Genomic DNA, 16,903 nt, shown 5'->3' on the forward strand with positions numbered 1-16,903 from the left:
CCGGCACCGCGCGGGCCGCCGCCCCCGCGCGCCTGAGCCGCGGCCGCGGCGCCCCAGCCTGACCCACCGCAGTTTCATGCCCGCCCGGCACGGCGCCCGGGGGCCGGATCCGCCCGGCCCCGGCGCCGCTCCGCCGCGCGTGCAGCCGATCGAAAGTCACCGAACATGACCCCCCAGCCCCCCACCCCGCCGGCGGCCCGGCCGCTCTACCAGGCCGTCTGGCGCTGGCATTTCTATGCCGGACTGCTCGTGCTGCCCTTCATGGTGCTGCTCGCCGTCACCGGCGCGCTCTACCTCTTCCGGGAGGAGATCGACGCCATCGTCCACCGCGACCTGATGCGCGTCGCCCCGGTGAGCGCCGAGTCGGCCCTGCCGCCCTCCGCGCTGCGCGATGCCGCCCTGCAGGCCGTGCCCGGCACGGCGACGAAATACGTGAGCCCCGCCGCCCCCGACCATTCCGCCGAGCTGGACATCCGCGCGGCCGACGGCACGCTCACCGCCGTCTACCTCGACCCCGCCACCGGCGCGGTGCTGGGCAGCCTGCCCTACCGCGGCACCCTGAGCTGGACCGTGCGCAACCTGCACAGCCTGAAGATCGCCGGCCCCTGGGGGCGCGCGCTGATCGAGATCACCGGCGGCATGTGCATCCTGCTCGTGGCCACCGGCGTCTTCCTGTGGTGGCCGCGCGGCCAGGGCGGCGGCGTGGTCAGCGTGCGCGGCACGCCGGGGCGACGGGTGTTCTGGCGCGACCTGCACGCGGTGCTGGGCCTCGGCGCGGGCGGCTTCATCCTGTTCCTCGCGATCACCGGCATGCCCTGGTCGGGCATCTGGGGAGCGAAGGTGAACGAACTCGCCAACGGGCAGAACTTCGGCTACCCCGCCGGCCTGCGTGTGCAGGTGCCGATGTCGGACACCGCGCTCGACGCGGTCTCGCCCGCCACCTGGTCGCTCGGGCAGGCGCGGGTGCCGCTCTCGGGCCCGGCCTCCGGCGCGGATATCGGCATCGACCGCGCGGCGGAGATCCTGCACGCGCGCGGCATGGCGGCCGGCTACACGCTCGCGCTGCCCGCGACACCCGAGGGGGTCTACACCGGCTCGGTCTATCCCGACGACCTCTCCGCCCAGCGGGTGATCCACCTCGACCGCTACTCCGGCACCGCGCTGCTCGACATGAGCTACGCCGATTACGGGCCGCTGGGCCGGGCCCTCGAATGGGGCATCAACGTGCACATGGGCCAGCAATACGGGCTCACGAACAGGCTGGTGATGCTCGCCGCCTGCCTCGCCATCGTCGGGCTCGCGGTGACAGCGGCGGTGATGTGGTGGAAGCGCCGGCCGGCCGGCCGGCTCGGCATCCCGCCCTGCAGGGCGGACGGCCGGGCGCTCGCCGGGCTCTTCGCCATCCTGCTGGCAGGCGGGGCGATCTTTCCGCTCACCGGCGCGGTTCTGGTGGCGCTGATGCTGCTCGACCGGCTGTTCGTGGCCGGGCGCCCCGCCGCCACCGCCGCCTGACCGCCGGCGCACCCGCCCTCGCCGGCGGGTGCGCTCAGCCCTCCACGGCCACGCCGAAGACCACGATGAGCAGGCCCAGCACCGCGAGCCCGGCGAAGCCCGCCTGCACCGCCGGCCAGGCCCCGCGCCGCCGCGCCCCCGCCAGCGCCACCGCCGACTGCAGCGCGTAGTAGAGCGCGAAGGCCCGCGAGGCGTAGGCGATGATCTCGAAGACATCCGCCATCCAGGTGAGCGCCAGCCCCACACCCACCAGCAGGGCGTAGCCGCTGCGCGGGCCGATGCGCCCGGCCGAGAGCTCGGCGATGAGCCCGCCGGAGCCGGAGGTGTCGGCCACCGCGGCGCTGAGCTGGGCGGCCAGCGCCGCGGCCACCAGCATCAGCGGCAGCACCGGGGCCACCACCTCCATCATGTCGATGATCGCGGTCTCCTCGAGGCGCAGGTCCGAGCGCTCGAAGACGTAGGAGATCAGGCAGATGTAGACCACGTAGATCGCCGTCGCGAGCAGCTGCGACCAGCGCATGGAGCGGATGCGGGTGCGCGCGTCGTAGGCCGCGCCGAGGTAGCGCGAGGTCTCGAAGCCCTGCACGGTCACGATCAGCCCGAAGAGCAGCGCCACCGCCTGCCAGCCGGTGCGCTCGGGGGCGAGGAACACGAGGCTGCCCGCCGACGCGCTGCGGCCGAAATGCAGCGCCAGCCCCGCCAGCAGCCCGGCGATGATGGCGAGCTTGAGGCTCACCGTCACCTGCTCCACCCGCTCCAGCGCGGCGAAGCCCCGCGTCCAGCCCACGACGAGGATGAGGAGCAGCATCGCGCTGGTGAGCACCCGGGCCGCGAAGGCGGTGTCGTAGGGCGTCAGGCTTACCCCGAAGGCGCCGAAGAGGTTGAGGTAGTAGGCGACGGAGATGAAATAGGCGAAGGCGAGCGCCCAGGAGGAGGCGGTTTCGAGCGCGGTCTCCGGCCGGCCACGGGCGTCCTCGCCCGCCTCGATCACGCCGATGTTGTAGCGGATGGCACTGCCGAAGGCCCAGGCCACGGCGCAGAGCGCCAGCATCGCGAGCGGTGCCCAGGCACCGTAGGAGGCGTCGAGCACCGGGCCGAGCACGAGGAAGCCGCTGCCGATGATGGAGGCGAGCGGCGTGACCGTGGCGCGCCAGCCCCGCCCGCCGCGGCGGTGCAGCCACCAGAGCCCGGCGACCCCCAGCAGGGTGGCGCCGAGAATCAGGAGTGTATCGCTCAAGTCTGGGGTCTCCGGAGTGCCGGCCCGCGCCGCGCGGGCCACTTGCGACGTGCTTACGTCTCCGGCCCGGCCCGATGCAATGCCCCGGGCTCGCGAGTCACCCGGCGCCCGGCGCGCGCGGTGCCGATCATTTCGATACGGAGGATACCCGCAGCCGCCGGAAACCCCGCCCGGAGGGGCGGATAATGGCCCGCCTGGCGGGCCGTTTCACGGCGGAAGGGTAAATGGTGCACCCGGAGCGATTCGAACGCCCGACCCCCAGATTCGTAGGCAGTGTGAAGTCACTGATATTGCAGGGAAAGGCCGGCAAACCGCCGGAAAATTTTCCCTTGCGGATCAAGGGCATATTTTTGAGCCGCAAACTGGATCGCGGCCGGACGAGAACGAAAAGGCCGACCCTGCGGCAACAGGATCGGCCCGAAATCACACTTCGAAGCAAGCGCTCCACGCGGATTCTAATCGCTTCGCCCCTCCCCCCGCAAGCGTGACGCGCGTCCTCAACTTCACCCGCGCATTCAACCAGCTGACAGCCATCGAACAGGAAGCGGCTTTCACGTCGCTCCTGCGGCACTTCGAGCTGCCGGAAAATGAAGAAGTGCCGCCGTTTATGACCTCGCGCGAGACCGCGAAAACGTGGGCGGAGAGCACACCGCTGGATGAATTGAAACACGTGATGGTCGCCTGTTGGCACTGTCTGCCCTCAAGCGACCGCCGCTCTTTCCTCAAGCGCTTCGGGGGAGGACTGCGCAATGCGTCATGAGATGTTGCAGGGGCCAGGCGGCCACTCCCTTGATGAGCTGTTGTACTACATGCGGTCTGTTGCTGGCCGGTCCGACAACGAATGGGAGCGCAACTTCGCCCGCTCCATGCTCCGGCATGGGAAGCGCACCACGTGGCACCCGTCCCCCAAGCAGGAACGCATCATGCGGAGGATGGTCTCCGAGATGCTGACCGACGAGGACGCGAGCCTGATCGATGACGAAAGCACAGACGAAGGAGGGCGTTTCAACCACGCCTGACCGCGAACCTGTGTCGATTGGACGGTTCAGACGGTGGCGTTCGACACAGCACTAAGGCCTGCCACGGGGCGATCCCATAGGCCAACCGCAGCCCGAAAGCTCGAAGCGGGGGATCAGGCGCCAGACCCGGCGTCTCAAGTAGCGAGCAAGCCCGAGGCGGGGTCACACGACCTCGGGCGCCCAAAGCGATGGACCGGCTCCGTTGAGCAGATCTTCACGCGAAGGGCTAGGGACCAACCTGAGGATTTTCCTCGGGCTGGTCACCCTATGCCCTTCGCTCCGAACCTCACCATTGAGCAGAGAGACAGAGGACCACATGAACGAAGAAGCGCTGACGAATTGGAGGAAGCTCGGAGACATCGTGCGCGAGCTTTGCCAACGACAACCCGAGCCCCGGGGGCGTTCCTGATGGCTGCATGGCCCTACAACACGAGCAAATGGGCAAAGCTCCGCAATACCAAGCTTTCAGCTAGACCTCTCTGTGAGATCTGCGAGCGGCGTGGCCTTGTCGAAGAAGCCGTTGCCGTCGATCACTTCGTGCCCGTGCGCCAAGGTGGCAGCCCCTTCCCCTCGCTGGACGGATTGTTGTCTCTCTGCGAACGCTGCCACAACGAAAAGTCGGCGGCGTTTGACCGGCAGGGTGGCAAGCAGTTTCGTCGCCGCTTCAAAGGCTTTGATGCTGACGGCAATCCGATTGATCCGTTCGACGTCTGGCACGCCGCGCGCCCCCGGGGGGCCTCAAAGGACGGGCGTTAGCGGCCCCCTGACCGATGACACCACTGCACGTTTACTTAATAACCAAATGAAATCAGGAGATTGAGCACATGGGACAACGCGGCATCGGTGCAAAGCCAAAGAACCTGAGCCTCATTGAAGGAGGCGCTCCGGACCTCTTCAACCCTCAGGGACGGCCGCCCATGTCCCGCGCAATGCCGTGGGAAGCACCCGGCTTGTCGCGTGTTGATCGGGTTGTGGCCTTCCTCGAGTTCCTCCCGATCACCCAGGGCGCGCTTGCCGGCCAGAAACTCCGGGTGCGCCCGTGGCAGCGGCGCTTCCTCGAAGCCGTCTACGCCGAGGACGAGAACGGCGAGCGCACGGTGCGCACCGCGGTGCTCTCGATGCCGAGGAAGAACGGCAAGACCCAGATCGTCGCCGGGCTGGCTCTCTGCCATCTCATGGGGCCTGAGGCGGAGCAGCGGGGCGAGGTGTATGCCGCCGCCAACGACCGCTTCCAGTCGGGCAAGACCTTCAACGAAATCGCCGCGATCCTCGACAACCTGCCCGAGCTCGACAACCGGGTGAACGTCACCAAGTTTCGCAAGGAGATCGAGGTGCTGGCCGGCGCTGGCAAGGGCTCGATCTTCGCCGCCCTCTCCGCCGATGCCGCCGGCAAGCACGGCCTCTCGCCCAGCTTCATCGTCTACGACGAGCTGGGCCAGGCGCCGAAGCGCGACCTCTACGAGGCGCTGGACACGGCAATGGGCGCACGCGATGAGCCGCTGATGACAGTCATCAGCACTCAGGCGGCCGATGACCATGCCGTCATGTCCGAGCTGGTGGACTACGGCATGAAGGTGAACGCCGGGGAGATCGAAGACCCCGCGTTCCACCTGACCTTCTACGGCGCATCCGACACGGACGATCCGTGGGACCCGGAGACATGGGCAAAGGCGAACCCGGCTCTTGGTGACTTCCGCAGCCGCTCCGACGTGCAGCGGCAGGCCGCCCAGGCGCAGCGGATGCCGAGCGCGGAGCACAGCTTCCGGAACCTGATCCTGAATCAGCGCGTCTCGGCCCACGTCCGGTTTCTGGCGAAGGCGGAGTGGGATGCGAACGGCGGTGAGCCGGACCTCGCCGCGCTCGCCGGCCGCCCGTGCTTCGGCGGGCTCGACCTCTCGGCCTCCCGCGACCTCACCGCCTTCGTGCTGGTGTTCCCCCAGGACGATGGAAGCTTCGACGTGGTGCCCCGCTTCTACCTGCCCGAGGCCGGCCTGCGCGACAAGTCGGAGGCCGACCGCGTGCCCTACGATGTGTGGGAGCGGCAAGGGTGGCTCACGACCATCCCCGGCGCGACGGTCGATCCGTCCTTCGTCGCCCATGACATTGCCGAGGCGGCCGCAGAGTTCGACCTTCAGGGGCTCGCCTATGACCGCTGGCGCATCGAGGATCTGAAGCGCGAGCTGAACGCCGTGGGCGCCGACCTGCCGCTGAAGGAGTTCGGCCAGGGCTTCAAGGACATGGCCCCGGCCATCGACATGCTGGAACGGCTGGTCGCCGAGGGCCGGCTGCGCCACGGCGGCAACCCGATCCTGACCATGTGCGCGGCGAATGCCGTCATTGAGAGAGACGCGGCGGGCAACCGGAAATTAGCCAAGCATAAGAGCACTGGTCGTATTGACGGAATGGTGGCATTGGCGATGGCTTTAGCTGCAGCGGGGAGGCCGGCAGAATGCGCCCTACCGGCGTGCCTTCTGGAACTCCTCTAACAACAACGTTCGTTGGATACTTTTCATTCACAAAAGACTCAATTAATGGCGAAATAAATACTGAAAAAACAACAATAATCATCGAAACACACGATATCCATATTGATATACGTGAAATTCTCTCAATTTGATATCTATGCTCCGCCTCTGAGAGAATTTCGCGGGCCCTCTCATAGCCGGCATCCGTGAGAAAGGTGGCCATACCTGTCTCTTCATGCGAATTCCAGTACTCAGGCCTTGTATACGAGCTCGGAAAGTGAAGCCCATGGAGTTTTATTTTCTCTACTAGTATTTCCGTGCTTCTTCTCTGAATAGCCTCCCATGTAACTAAACGCCGACGCGAATATTCTACAAGGGTAGATTCATCAATATTATCATAATTTTCTCGTGAATATTTTAGATACGTCTTTCTCTGCTCTTCCTGAGATTTCTCAAGCTTCTCCAAGTCTGACTCAAGATGCTTAAGCTTTTCACTTCTCTTCATTCCTTCAACCTAACTCCGATCCCTCCACCGTTTTCAGGGATGAACTCGACTCCTGCTTTTTCTAGCGTCGCGCGGAGCCTGTCGAGCGTCGATTGCTTAGCGTCGGAGCCGTTCTCGATCCGACTGATCGTGTTCGCTGTGACACCGGAAAGCTCTGCGAGATCGCGAACGGATAGGCGCGTCGCAGCGCGGGCCATGCGAAGCTGAGCAGGCTTCATTTGTACAATGTCCAAATTTGCATTGACGTAGTCCCATTTTGGATGGTATTTGGACACTATACCAATCTACAGGGACAATCACCATGCTGAACATCACTCGTCGCGCCGTTCTCGGCGCGCCCGCACTCGCTCTGCCATCAGCCATCCCCCTCACCCTCCAGGCGGCGCAGCGCAAGGATCCGCACCCTCTATATCTCGCCCGCTGGCGCGAGGCACGGGACGCTATCAATGCCCCCGGACTTGATGAGGACAGCGTCGAGGCCGAAGCGCTCTACAGCGAGATGTGCGTTGCCGAGCAACTCATTTCCACGAGGCCGGCAGCCACTGCGAGGGGCCTTGTTGCCCAGCTCGTGTTCTTTCGGGAGTGCTTCCCAGCGTTCGTGGATTTCGGCTATGGCCCGGATTGCCATCCTCTGACCCTAGTCGCCTGCGCCGAAATGACTGCGCGACGACTGGCGGAAATGAGGTGATCGCCCTCAGGGGCCTCCAATGTACCGAAATACACTTAGTGTACATTGCGCAATAAGGCTTGACAGGCACCTATCTGAATCATATGCATTTGGCATCATGAAGAGCGGACCTTTCATCCAGTGCATTGCCGACACGTACCGCGTCGAGGAGAAGACCGTGAAAACGGTCGCTCGCTTCCTTAAGGAGGCGGGGCTGCTCACCACGGGGGCACGCGGTGTCAACGCTCCTGACATGACCGCACGCGACGCGGGGCGGATGACCATCGCCTTGCTCGGCTCCGACCGTCCCGGCCGGGCGGTTGAGACGGTTTCGGCCTTCGGGGCACTGACGTGCGACCCTGAACAGTCTAATGTCCCCCAGTCGATCATCGCGCCCGACGCCGACTATTGGCCCAGTCTCGACGAGACGCTGGAAGCATACTTCTCGGCCGAGGCCAGCGGGTTGAGTGATCGCGTGGCTTCGGTGGAGCTGCGGCCGCACAACATGACGGCCGAGATCGAACTGCTTAAGGGTAACAGCGATCTCACGCCGCGCCTCGTCTTCACCCTGTCGGCCGCGACCCGCGAGGAATTGAACAGGGCCTATGAAGGGATTTCCGCCCATCAAGGTATCCGCGTGGCGCGCTCGCTCGGCGCGGGAGACCTTCTCCCGCTGATGGTCGCGATCCACGAGGCGTAGGACCCACAACATAAAACCGGCCGGGGCGGCCAATGTCGCCAAACCTCACCCGCCCCAGCCTCGACCTGCAAACCCCAAACGGAGAATCGCAGATGCATTCCCTTAACACGATGCGCGAGCAGCGCGCATCAAAGGTTGCCGAAATGCGCAGCCTGAGCGAGGCGGCGCAGTCCGCCAACCGCGACCTCGACACTAGCGAGCGCACCCGCTTCGACACCCTCGAAAGCGAGGTGCGCGGCCTTTCCACTCGGATCACCGATGCCGAGAAACTGGCCGAGTTCGAGCGCCTCGAGGAGCGCGGCGAGCAGGTGAGCGGGCCGATCGGGCGCGAGCTGCGCGGCTACTCCGTCGCCAAGGCGCTCACCGAGGGCATGAACGGTCGGCTCTCGGGCCTCGAAGCCGAAATGCACCGCGAGCTGTCGCGGGACCGGAGCGAGACGCGGGGCGTCATGGTGCCCACCGAAGTGCTGTTCGAGCGCCGCGACCTCTCCACCACCACCCCGGCCGATGGCCCCGGATCCAATCTCATCGCCACCCAGCTCGGCTCGCTGACCGACCGCCGCCGCGCCGCGCTCAAGGTGGAGAGCATGGGCGCCACGGTGCTGCGCGGGCTGACCGGCAACCTCGACCTCCCCCGGCTGACCGAGAGCGGTAGTGCCGGCTTCGTGGCCGAGCGCGCCGACGCCACCCGCAGCGACGTGAAGTTCGCCAAGGTGGGCATGACGCCGAAGACGGTGAGCGCCGAATATGCCATCTCGCGCCGGATGATGTTGCAGAGCCAGACGGCGCTTGAGCCGCTCCTGCGCGCCGATCTCGGCTACCTGCTCTCGCAGCGGCTCGACGCCGCCGCCATCATGGGAGGCGGGGCCAACGAGCCCGTCGGCATCCTCGCCGACGCCGATGTGGCATCCCTCACCGCGGCCTCGCTCTCCTCGGACCTGACGGCCGATCTCATCGCGGCGCTGGAACTGGACGACGTGACCGGCACCACCGCGTTTCTCACCCACACTTCCGTGCTGGCCCAGGCGCGCAAGATCAAGGATGGCGACGGCCACGTCATCCCCCTCGCTGAGCTGTTCCACAACCAGCGCGTCGAGGCGTCCACGCAGGTGCCGGCGACCTCGCCCGACCCGCTTGCCTACCCGCTGATCTACGGCGAGTGGGCCAGCCTCTACGTGGGCTACTGGTCGGGCGTGGATATCCTCGTGAACCCGTACCACGCCGACGTGGCCTCCAACGGCGGCGCGCTTCTGCATGCCTTCCTCGACGCCGACGTTGTCGTTCGCCACAAGGAAGGCTTCCGCTGGGCCGAGGTGAACTGATGATCACCCTGATCGAGGCGAAGCAGTACATCCGCATGGACTTCGCTGACGATGACGCGGAAATCGCGGACATGATCGAGGCGGCGGTGCAGCACCTCGCCTCGATCGGAGTGGACGTTACCACCGAGCCCGTTCCAGCCCCGCTCAAACAGGCGGGGTTGATGCTCGTTTCTCACTTCTACGAGGGGCGAGGGGTCATGAACGACGAAGCAAGCAGACTTTCCCCGGCATTCTTCAGGCTGATTGCTCCCTACAGGGAGATCATGCTGTGAGCCAGGAACGCCGCTCCCTTCCCGCCGAGCTGCGTGCCAACGGCCGCCGGCTCGAAGGCTATGCTGCCGTGTTCAATAGCGAGGCGCGCATTGCTGACGCTTGGACCGAGACCATCGCACCCGGCGCCTTCGCCGGCTCGCTCACGTCCGGGCGGGACGTGCTGGCCCTTGTGGACCACGATCCGACCCGCATCCTCGGCCGCACGCGCTCGGGAAGCCTCGCGCTCAGCGAGGACAGCCGAGGGCTTGCCTTCAGGATCGACCTTCCCGACACGCAGTCCGGCCGGGACGTGCTCGCCTTGGCCGAGCGCGGTGACCTCGGCGGCATGAGCTTCGGCTTCACCGCACGAGACGAGCACCGGGACGGCGACCGCCGCGAACTTCGTGCCGTCGATCTGTTCGAAATCTCCGTTGTCGCGGCTTGGCCCGCCTATCCGGACACGCTGGTGCAGGCGCGAGGCCGCCATTGCGCGGGACCGGGGCTGTCCTACGCCGCCCGCACCATCCGCATCATGGAGGCGATGAAATGGGGCTCCTGAGTCGCTTTCTCGGCCGCGAGACGCGCGCCACAACCTCGCTGTCCGATCCCTACTTGGCCGAGTTCTTCGGCCAGGGCGGCGGCGCCCTCAGCTTCGTGGACCCGACCCGAGCCTCCGGCATCGCGGTGGCGCATCGGTGTGTCATGCTGATCGGTGAATTGCTCGCCGGCGTGCCGCTGCACGTCTATCGCCGGGACGAAAAGGGCGGGCGTGATCGCGCCGCCGATCACCCCACCTACCCCGTGCTGCACGACATGCCGAACGAGATGCAGACGGCCTTCGACTTCAGGCTGGCCCTTGTGCTCGATGTGCTTCTGGCCGGCAACGCCTACGCGGAGATCATCCGCAACGGGCGCGGCCAGGTAGTCGGCCTCCGCCGGATCGATGCGGCGAGCATCTCAGTGGAGCGCCTGCGCAACGGCCGACTTCGCTACACCGAGGCCGGCGCGCCCGCGAAGGTGTTCCTGCAGGATGAGATACTGCACATCCGCTACCGCCTCGCTCGCGACGGGGTTATGGGACTGTCCCCGATCCAGATCGGGAGGGAGACCTTCAATCTCGCACTCACCCAGGGCGACACGGCCGCCAAGCAGGCCGCGAAGGGCTTCCGGCCGGAGGGCGCCGTGGTGTTCGCGCAGTCGATCAATCCGACACAGAAGGTGGAGGTTCTGGACAAGCTGCGCCAGAAGATCGAGCGGAACGACAGCACCAGCGGCATCATGGTTCTGGACGGCGGCGCCGATTGGAAGCCCTTCGCCTTCAGCTCGAAGGATGCGGAGTTCCTCGAAAGCCGGAAGCTGACGGCCCTCGATATCTGCCGCGTCTATGGAGTTCCGCCGAGCGCGGCCGGCATCACCGATAACGCGACCTACAGCAACATCGGAGAGGAGAGCCGGGCTCTCGTGCAGCGGTGCCTCGCGCCGATGGCGAAGCGGATCGAGCAGGCCATGAACATGGCCCTCCTCACCGCCGAGAGCCGCAAGGTGTTCTTCGTGGAGCACGATCTTGCCGGCTTGCTCCGTGGTGACCTCGCAGCCCGCTACAGCGCCTACCGCGTCGGCCGGGATGGGGGATGGCTTTCCGCGAACGAAATCCGGAGGATGGAGAACCTCCCCGAGATCGATGGTGGCGACGAGTTCCTGTCGCCCCTCAATATGCAGGCCGTCGGCCAGGTGGAGGGCGAGTGATGGCGAAGGCCCATTTCACCCAAGCCGATATCAAGCGCGCCCTCAAGGTTGCCCACGACGTGGGGCTTAACGTCGCCGGATACCGCATCGAGCCGGATGGAAGCATTCAAGTCATGACGGCGGAAGCTGCCGAAAGTGCGGCAGATCGCGCCTTGGCCGTCTGGGAGAAGTCGAATGCCCCGCGCTAAGCTGAAGGGCGTCAACACGGTGAAGAAGCGGCTCTCGGATGGCACCGTGCGCCGCTACTACTACCATCGAGCCTCCGGCACCCCCCTGCCCTCGGACCCGAATTCCCGCGAGTTCCTGCTCGCCTACGCCGAGGCGGAGAAGGCGCGGCCGAAGGATGCAGGCACCATCGCAGCCCTGATCCGCAGCTACTCGCTGAGCCTCAAGTTCGAGCGGCTGGCGACGAGCACCCAGAAGGAATACCGCCGCATCCTGACGAAGCTGGAAGATCGCTTCGGCACGATGCCGATTGCCGCCCTCGCGTCACCCAAGGTGCGCCGGATCTTCCTCGACTATCACGAGGAGATCGGCAGAGAGCACCCGCGCGAGGCCGACAATCGGATGACCCTGCTCCAGGTCGTCTTCAACTACGCAATCTCCCGGGGCGAGCTGCGCGACAACCCGATTGTGGGCTTGGAGCGCCTTCACCGGGCCGACCGGGCCGAATTCGTCTGGACCGAGCGGGACGTGACCGGCTTCATGAAGGACGCGCCCGCAGAGCTGCAACAGGCGCTGGTGCTCGCCATCTGCACCGGCCAGCGCTACGGCGACCTGATCCGCCTCCGCTGGGCCGACTATGACGGCAACGCCATCACCCTGCGCCAGCGCAAGACGGGCGCCCGCGTCAATGTGCGCTGCCTGCCCACGCTGCGCGCCATGCTCGACGGCATGCCGAAGCGCGGCCCCTTCATCCTCACCCGGCCTGATGGCCGCCCGTGGTTCACCGAGAAGAACGACAAAGCGCTTTCGAAGGCATGGCGCGAGCACGCCCGCGCGGCGGGAATCACCGAGCTGCATTTTCATGACCTGCGCGGCACGGCGGTGACCACGATGAACGAAGCCGGCCTCACGCCGCAGCAGATTGCTTCGGTGACCGGCCACACCTTCAAGTCGGTGCTCACGATCCTTGAACGCTACAGCGCGAGGACGCAGCGGCTCAGTGATGCGGCGATGCTGGCTTGGGAGAACGCTCAGGCAACGGGTTTTGCAAACCCGTTGCAAACCACCCCCCTGACCGCCGAGGCGGTCTGGAAAAAAGAGGAGTGATTGCAAGGTGGTAAATGGTGCACCCGGAGCGATTCGAACGCCCGACCCCCAGATTCGTAGTCTGGTGCTCTATCCAGCTGAGCTACGGGTGCGCTGTGCGGCGTTATCTATCGGGCGACTCGGGGGTATGCAAGAGCGAATTTCGCGGGGAGGTGACAGTTTTTTCTCCCTCCCCCGGAAGCGCGTGCGCACCGGGCAGGTAGATGCGGAAACGCGTGCCCTCGGTGGAGGTGTCGAGCAGCTCGAGACGGCCGCCGTGGCCGCGCACCAGCTCGGCCGCGATGGCGAGGCCCAGCCCGCTGCCGCCCCGGCGGCCCGAACCGCGGAAGGGCTGGAAGAGATTCTCCAGCGCCGAGGTGGGCAGGCCCGGGCCGTCGTCGGCCACGATCACCTCCACGCCCCCCTCCACCGCAACGGCGCTGACGCAGATGATGCCGCCGCCCGCGACGTTCTCCAGCGCCTCGCGCGCGTTGCGCATCAGGTTGCCCAGCACGCGGAAGAGCTGGTCGGGGTCGGCCTCGCAGACCAGCCCCTCGGGCACATCGTTGCGCAGGCAGATGCCGGAATTCTGCGCGCCCAGCAGCTCGCCCTCGCCGATGTCGTCGACGAAGGGGCGCAGCAGCACGCGGCGCGGCTCGGGCGGCGGCTCCTCGGTGCGGCCGAAGTCGAGCGTGCGCTCGCACAGGTTGATCGCCCGGTCGAGCGAGGCCACCAGCTTGGGCGCCACGCGCTTCACCCTGGGGTCGCGGCTCATGTCGATGCGGTCGACCAGAAGCTGGGCGGTGGTGAGCATGTTGCGCAGGTCGTGGCTGATTCGCGCCACGGCGCCGCCGAGCTGGGCCAGCCGCTCCTTCTGCTTCAGCGCCGAGTTGAGCCGCGCCTGCATGTCCTGCAGCGCGTGCTCGGCCTCCGAGAGCTCGCGCATGCGCGAGGAGGGGCGGATGATGCGGCGCGGGTCCTCCGGCGCCTCCTGGAAGCGCGACATGTTGTGCGCCACGCGCTGGATGGGCCGGGTGATGAAGCGGCGCAGCGCGAGGAACAGCAGCACGGCGGCCACGGTGGAGATGGCGAGCGAGAGCGCCGCGATCCCCTGGCCGTGGGCGATGAGCTCGGCGCGCAGCGGGTCCTCGGGCAGCGTGACCTCGATGACCATGCCGCCGCCCTTCACCGGCGGGCCGATCACCCGGATGATGCGGCCGGGAGGCGCGAGCAGGCAGCGCACCGCGTCGCTGAGCAGGGTGAATTCGCTCGCCTCGCGCAGGTCGAAGGTCTCGTCCACCGCGCCGGAGAAGGGCGAGGACAGCACCAGCTCGCGGCGCTGGTCGCGCTGCAGCACGATGTTGAGCACGCCGGCGTTGTCGAGCAGCTCGGCCTCGAGATCGGGTTCGACCATGTCGTCGGGCGTGGCGAGCAGCGCGAGCGAGGCGATCTGCGCCCGTTCCAGGTGCTCGCGCAGGTATTCAACCCGGAAGCGCGACACCGCGGGCACCAGAATCATGACCTCCGCCAGGAGGACGAACAGTGTCGTCAGGAGAATGAGACGCCCGGAGAGGGTATTGAGAAGCATGGGGCCTGTGCCTGTTCGCGCGTAACACGCCGTGTTCACGCAAAAGTAGGGCTTGCCAGGCGGGACGACAATAGCAGCGCCCCGGCCGGACCCCTGCCGCTAGCGCGGCGCGGCGGCCTCGTGCAGCACCGGGCCGGCATAGTCCGGGGTGTCGCGCAGCCAGTCCCTGTAGGCCGAGATCAGCCCGAAGCGCCGGGCGATGAGATATTCCCCGGTGGCCGAAACCGGCCGCGATGCGCGCATCGACCGCACGCCGGTCTGCGCCGAGAGGAAGCGGCGGGTGTTGATGCCGGTGATCAGGCTCCTGAACGCCCCGAGCCGCGCGAGATAGGCGCGGCTCGACGCCCGGGCGGCGGGGCCGGCGGGCCCCGGCAGCGGCCCGCGGTCGAGGATGCGCAGGGCACCGGCGCAGCTCTCGGCGAGAATCACCACCAGCGCCGCCTCGCCCTCGCGCGGGAGGAAGCGGGCACGGTTCTCGTAGTGGCGGCACAGGGCGCGCAGCTCCGGCCCCGGACCGGTGCCGAATCCGCCCTCCACCGCCCCCGCCGGGCGGGCGGAGCAGAGCGCGATCAGCAGGAGGGTGAGGATGAGCCTGGCTGTCATAATTCTGCAGCCTAGCACGGCTATGATTAACGGAAGTGTTCTGTCGCACGGTTTCCCGAACGATTCCGGCCCCGGCATCGCGCGAACCGGCGCCCCTGCCCCGATCCGGAATTGACAGGCCGGGCGCTTGCCTCTATGGAAGCCGCTCGGAATGACCGGGGCCCCCGTGCGAGACAGATGCGCGCGCGCCCCGCCCGGCTTCGGTCGGGACGACACGAAGCAGGAGCGAAACCAATGAAGCGCACTTACCAGCCGAGCAAGCTCGTTCGCGCCCGCCGCCACGGCTTCCGGGCGCGCATGGCCACCAAGAACGGCCGTCAGATCCTGAACCGTCGCCGCGCCCAGGGCCGGAAGAAGCTCTCCGCCTGAGGCGGCGAGACAGGTTCGAGACGATGACACCGCCGGGAACGGGATCGGCCGAGGGAAACCCCGGGGCCGAAGCCGCCCCGGCGGTTTCGTTTTGCCCGCCCGACACGCCTGCGCCCGACGCCCCGCCCCGGGTCTCGACGCTGCTGAAGCGGCGCGATTTCGTGGCGGCATCGAAGGCGCGCCGCCAGGCCATGCCCGGCATGATCGTGCAGGCGCGCCGCCGCGCGCCGGGTGAGGCGGAGGGCATCCGCGTGGGCTTCACCTGTTCCAAGAAGGTGGGCAACGCCGTGGCGCGCAACCGGGCGAAGCGCCGGCTGCGCGAGGTGGCGCGGCTCAACCTCTCCGGCATCGGCCACGCCGGCTGGGACTACGTGCTGATCGGCCGCCGCGAGGCCACCGCCGTCCGCCCCTTCGAGACGCTGGCCGAGGATTTCCGCACCGCCATCGCGAAACTCCACGCGAAGCGCAAATGAGCGCGCCCCGTGGCAGTGCACGGCGTGGCAGTGCACGGCGTGGCCATGCCCCGGGCTGTGGCTGCGCCGCGCGCATGAGCCTCGGCGCCCGGCTGCTCGCGCTGCCGGTGCGCGCCTACCGGCTGGTGTTCTCGCCCTGGGTGGGGATGAACTGCCGCTACACGCCCACCTGCTCGGAATACGCGCTGGAGGCGCTGGAGCGCCACGGCGCCCTGCGCGGCGCCTGGCTCACGCTGCGCCGGCTGCTGCGCTGCCACCCGTTCGGCGGCTCGGGCATCGACAACGTGCCGGACTGACGACTTATCCACAACAGCCCTTGCCGCAGGCGCCGGCTCCACGGTATCAACCGCCATGCTCGACACATCCGACATCCACCCGCTCTTCCACGGCGCCCCGGACAGCACGGAGTTCCGCAAGCTGCGCAAGCGCATCGTGCGCCAGACCCGCGAGGCGCTGGACGCGTTTCACATGGTGGAACGGGGCGCGCGCTGGCTCGTCTGCCTCTCCGGCGGCAAGGACAGCTACACCCTGCTCGCGGCACTCACCGAGCTGCAGTGGCGCGGGCTGCTGCCGGTGGAGATCCTCGCCTGCAACCTCGACCAGGGCCAGCCGAACTTCCCCGCCACCGTGCTGCCCGAGTTTCTCGAGCGCATGGGCGTGAAGCACCGGATCGAGTACCAGGACACCTATTCCATCGTCACCGACAAGATCCCCTCCACCAAGACCTTCTGCGCGCTGTGCTCGCGCCTGCGCCGCGGCCATCTCTACCGCATCGCGCGGGAGGAGGGCTGCTCGGCCGTGGTGCTGGGCCATCACCGTGACGACATCCTCGAGACCTTCTTCATGAACCTGTTCCACGGCGGGCGGCTGGCCACCATGCCGCCCAAGCTGCTGAACGAGGAGAAGGACCTCTTCGTCTACCGCCCGCTCGCCTTCGTCTCGGAGGCGGATTGCGAGAAGTTCTCGAAGGCGATGAACTACCCGATCATCCCCTGCGACCTCTGCGGCAGCCAGGAGGGCCTGCAGCGCGCCCAGGTCAAGCAGATGCTCGACGGCTGGGAGCGCAACAGCCCTGGCCGCCGCCAGGTGATGTTCCGCGCCCTGATGAACGCCCGGCCGAGCCACCTGCCCGACCCCGCGCTGTTCGACTTCGCCGCGCTGATGCGCGACACCCCTCCGCCGCCGGCAGAATAA

21 protein-coding genes and 1 tRNA gene are annotated in these 16,903 nt (G+C 67.1%); 17 read left to right on the forward strand and 5 right to left on the reverse strand.

The features are described 5' to 3' along the window. Positions 1 to 165: 165 nt before the first annotated feature. Complete coding sequence (locus D3P35_RS06430) at positions 166 to 1,512, forward strand: PepSY domain-containing protein (RefSeq protein ID WP_118133701.1); 1,347 nt, start codon at positions 166 to 168, stop codon at positions 1,510 to 1,512. A 34-nt stretch (positions 1,513 to 1,546) separates the two neighbouring features. Here the strand turns inward: D3P35_RS06430 and D3P35_RS06435 are convergent, their stop codons facing one another. Then, entirely contained in the window at positions 1,547 to 2,749 is a 1,203-nt protein-coding gene (locus tag D3P35_RS06435) for a hypothetical protein (RefSeq protein WP_198670495.1), read from the reverse strand. A gap of 484 nt (positions 2,750 to 3,233) precedes the next feature. Here D3P35_RS06435 and D3P35_RS26065 point away from each other — a divergent pair, with 484 nt between their 5' ends. The 4 genes from D3P35_RS26065 to D3P35_RS06450 all read left to right on the forward strand — a co-directional run bounded on the left by D3P35_RS26065 (position 3,234) and on the right by D3P35_RS06450 (position 6,254). Beyond that, on the forward strand, positions 3,234 to 3,509 hold the full coding sequence (locus D3P35_RS26065; protein ID WP_157982052.1) for a hypothetical protein: 276 nt from the start codon (positions 3,234 to 3,236) through the stop codon (positions 3,507 to 3,509). After that, on the forward strand, positions 3,499 to 3,768 hold the full coding sequence (locus D3P35_RS06440) for a hypothetical protein (protein ID WP_232830404.1): 270 nt from the start codon (positions 3,499 to 3,501) through the stop codon (positions 3,766 to 3,768). The genes D3P35_RS26065 and D3P35_RS06440 overlap by 11 nt, the downstream gene beginning before the upstream one ends. 408 nt (positions 3,769 to 4,176) lie before the next feature. Continuing rightward, positions 4,177 to 4,524 carry an HNH endonuclease gene (locus D3P35_RS06445; protein ID WP_118133703.1) on the forward strand — a complete coding sequence of 116 codons (348 nt, stop codon included), beginning with the start codon at positions 4,177 to 4,179 and terminating at the stop codon, positions 4,522 to 4,524. 68 nt (positions 4,525 to 4,592) lie between these two features. Then, a complete protein-coding gene (locus D3P35_RS06450) occupies positions 4,593 to 6,254 on the forward strand; it encodes a terminase large subunit (RefSeq protein ID WP_118133705.1) in 1,662 nt (553 codons plus the stop codon). A gap of 480 nt (positions 6,255 to 6,734) precedes the next feature. Here D3P35_RS06450 and D3P35_RS06455 read toward each other — a convergent pair whose 3' ends face one another. Then, positions 6,735 to 7,013 (reverse strand): helix-turn-helix domain-containing protein, encoded by a 279-nt coding sequence (locus D3P35_RS06455; RefSeq protein ID WP_232830405.1) that lies wholly within the window; start codon positions 7,011 to 7,013, stop codon positions 6,735 to 6,737. 26 nt (positions 7,014 to 7,039) lie between these two features. Here D3P35_RS06455 and D3P35_RS06460 point away from each other — a divergent pair, with 26 nt between their 5' ends. The 8 genes from D3P35_RS06460 to D3P35_RS06495 all read left to right on the forward strand — a co-directional run bounded on the left by D3P35_RS06460 (position 7,040) and on the right by D3P35_RS06495 (position 12,697). Next, positions 7,040 to 7,426: a hypothetical protein gene (locus D3P35_RS06460; protein WP_118133709.1), complete on the forward strand. Its 387-nt coding sequence runs from the start codon at positions 7,040 to 7,042 to the stop codon at positions 7,424 to 7,426. 157 nt (positions 7,427 to 7,583) lie between these two features. Beyond that, positions 7,584 to 8,105, forward strand: coding sequence for a hypothetical protein (locus tag D3P35_RS06465; protein ID WP_157982053.1), 522 nt, complete (start codon positions 7,584 to 7,586; stop codon positions 8,103 to 8,105). Positions 8,106 to 8,197: 92 nt separating this feature from the next. Beyond that, positions 8,198 to 9,427 carry a phage major capsid protein gene (locus tag D3P35_RS06470; protein ID WP_157982054.1) on the forward strand — a complete coding sequence of 410 codons (1,230 nt, stop codon included), beginning with the start codon at positions 8,198 to 8,200 and terminating at the stop codon, positions 9,425 to 9,427. Then, positions 9,427 to 9,699: a head-tail connector protein gene (locus tag D3P35_RS06475; RefSeq protein WP_118133715.1), complete on the forward strand. Its 273-nt coding sequence runs from the start codon at positions 9,427 to 9,429 to the stop codon at positions 9,697 to 9,699. Before D3P35_RS06470 ends, D3P35_RS06475 begins: the two co-directional genes overlap by 1 nt. Continuing rightward, positions 9,696 to 10,238: an HK97 family phage prohead protease gene (locus D3P35_RS06480; RefSeq protein ID WP_118133717.1), complete on the forward strand. Its 543-nt coding sequence runs from the start codon at positions 9,696 to 9,698 to the stop codon at positions 10,236 to 10,238. Before D3P35_RS06475 ends, D3P35_RS06480 begins: the two co-directional genes overlap by 4 nt. After that, the gene (locus tag D3P35_RS06485; protein ID WP_118133719.1) at positions 10,226 to 11,425 is read left to right on the forward strand and encodes a phage portal protein; all 1,200 of its coding nucleotides are present in this window, start codon (positions 10,226 to 10,228) and stop codon (positions 11,423 to 11,425) included. The genes D3P35_RS06480 and D3P35_RS06485 overlap by 13 nt, the downstream gene beginning before the upstream one ends. Then, on the forward strand, positions 11,425 to 11,613 hold the full coding sequence (locus tag D3P35_RS06490) for a hypothetical protein (RefSeq protein WP_118133721.1): 189 nt from the start codon (positions 11,425 to 11,427) through the stop codon (positions 11,611 to 11,613). Before D3P35_RS06485 ends, D3P35_RS06490 begins: the two co-directional genes overlap by 1 nt. Next, entirely contained in the window at positions 11,600 to 12,697 is a 1,098-nt protein-coding gene (locus tag D3P35_RS06495) for a tyrosine-type recombinase/integrase (RefSeq protein WP_118133723.1), read from the forward strand. Before D3P35_RS06490 ends, D3P35_RS06495 begins: the two co-directional genes overlap by 14 nt. A gap of 15 nt (positions 12,698 to 12,712) precedes the next feature. Here the strand turns inward: D3P35_RS06495 and D3P35_RS06500 are convergent. The 3 genes from D3P35_RS06500 to D3P35_RS06510 form a co-directional block, all read right to left on the reverse strand. After that, positions 12,713 to 12,789: transfer RNA gene (locus D3P35_RS06500), tRNA-Arg, on the reverse strand. Positions 12,790 to 12,800: 11 nt separating this feature from the next. Then, positions 12,801 to 14,195 carry a sensor histidine kinase gene (locus tag D3P35_RS06505; protein ID WP_370030393.1) on the reverse strand — a complete coding sequence of 465 codons (1,395 nt, stop codon included), beginning with the start codon at positions 14,193 to 14,195 and terminating at the stop codon, positions 12,801 to 12,803. Between the two features lie 168 nt (positions 14,196 to 14,363). After that, positions 14,364 to 14,867, reverse strand: coding sequence for a hypothetical protein (locus D3P35_RS06510; RefSeq protein ID WP_118133727.1), 504 nt, complete (start codon positions 14,865 to 14,867; stop codon positions 14,364 to 14,366). A 234-nt stretch (positions 14,868 to 15,101) separates the two neighbouring features. Between D3P35_RS06510 and rpmH the strand changes: the two genes are divergently transcribed. From rpmH to ttcA, 4 genes are all read left to right on the forward strand, one after another. Further along, positions 15,102 to 15,236 carry a 50S ribosomal protein L34 gene (gene rpmH / locus D3P35_RS06515; protein ID WP_118133729.1) on the forward strand — a complete coding sequence of 45 codons (135 nt, stop codon included), beginning with the start codon at positions 15,102 to 15,104 and terminating at the stop codon, positions 15,234 to 15,236. Between the two features lie 23 nt (positions 15,237 to 15,259). Further along, the gene (rnpA, locus tag D3P35_RS06520; protein WP_118133731.1) at positions 15,260 to 15,709 is read left to right on the forward strand and encodes a ribonuclease P protein component; all 450 of its coding nucleotides are present in this window, start codon (positions 15,260 to 15,262) and stop codon (positions 15,707 to 15,709) included. Between the two features lie 74 nt (positions 15,710 to 15,783). After that, positions 15,784 to 16,005 (forward strand): membrane protein insertion efficiency factor YidD, encoded by a 222-nt coding sequence (gene yidD / locus D3P35_RS06525; RefSeq protein ID WP_118133733.1) that lies wholly within the window; start codon positions 15,784 to 15,786, stop codon positions 16,003 to 16,005. A 55-nt stretch (positions 16,006 to 16,060) separates the two neighbouring features. Beyond that, the gene (gene ttcA / locus D3P35_RS06530; RefSeq protein ID WP_118133735.1) at positions 16,061 to 16,903 is read left to right on the forward strand and encodes a tRNA 2-thiocytidine(32) synthetase TtcA; all 843 of its coding nucleotides are present in this window, start codon (positions 16,061 to 16,063) and stop codon (positions 16,901 to 16,903) included.

Source organism: Oceanicella sp. SM1341 (genome assembly GCF_003448965.1).
Classification (GTDB): Bacteria; Pseudomonadota; Alphaproteobacteria; order Rhodobacterales; family Rhodobacteraceae; genus Paroceanicella.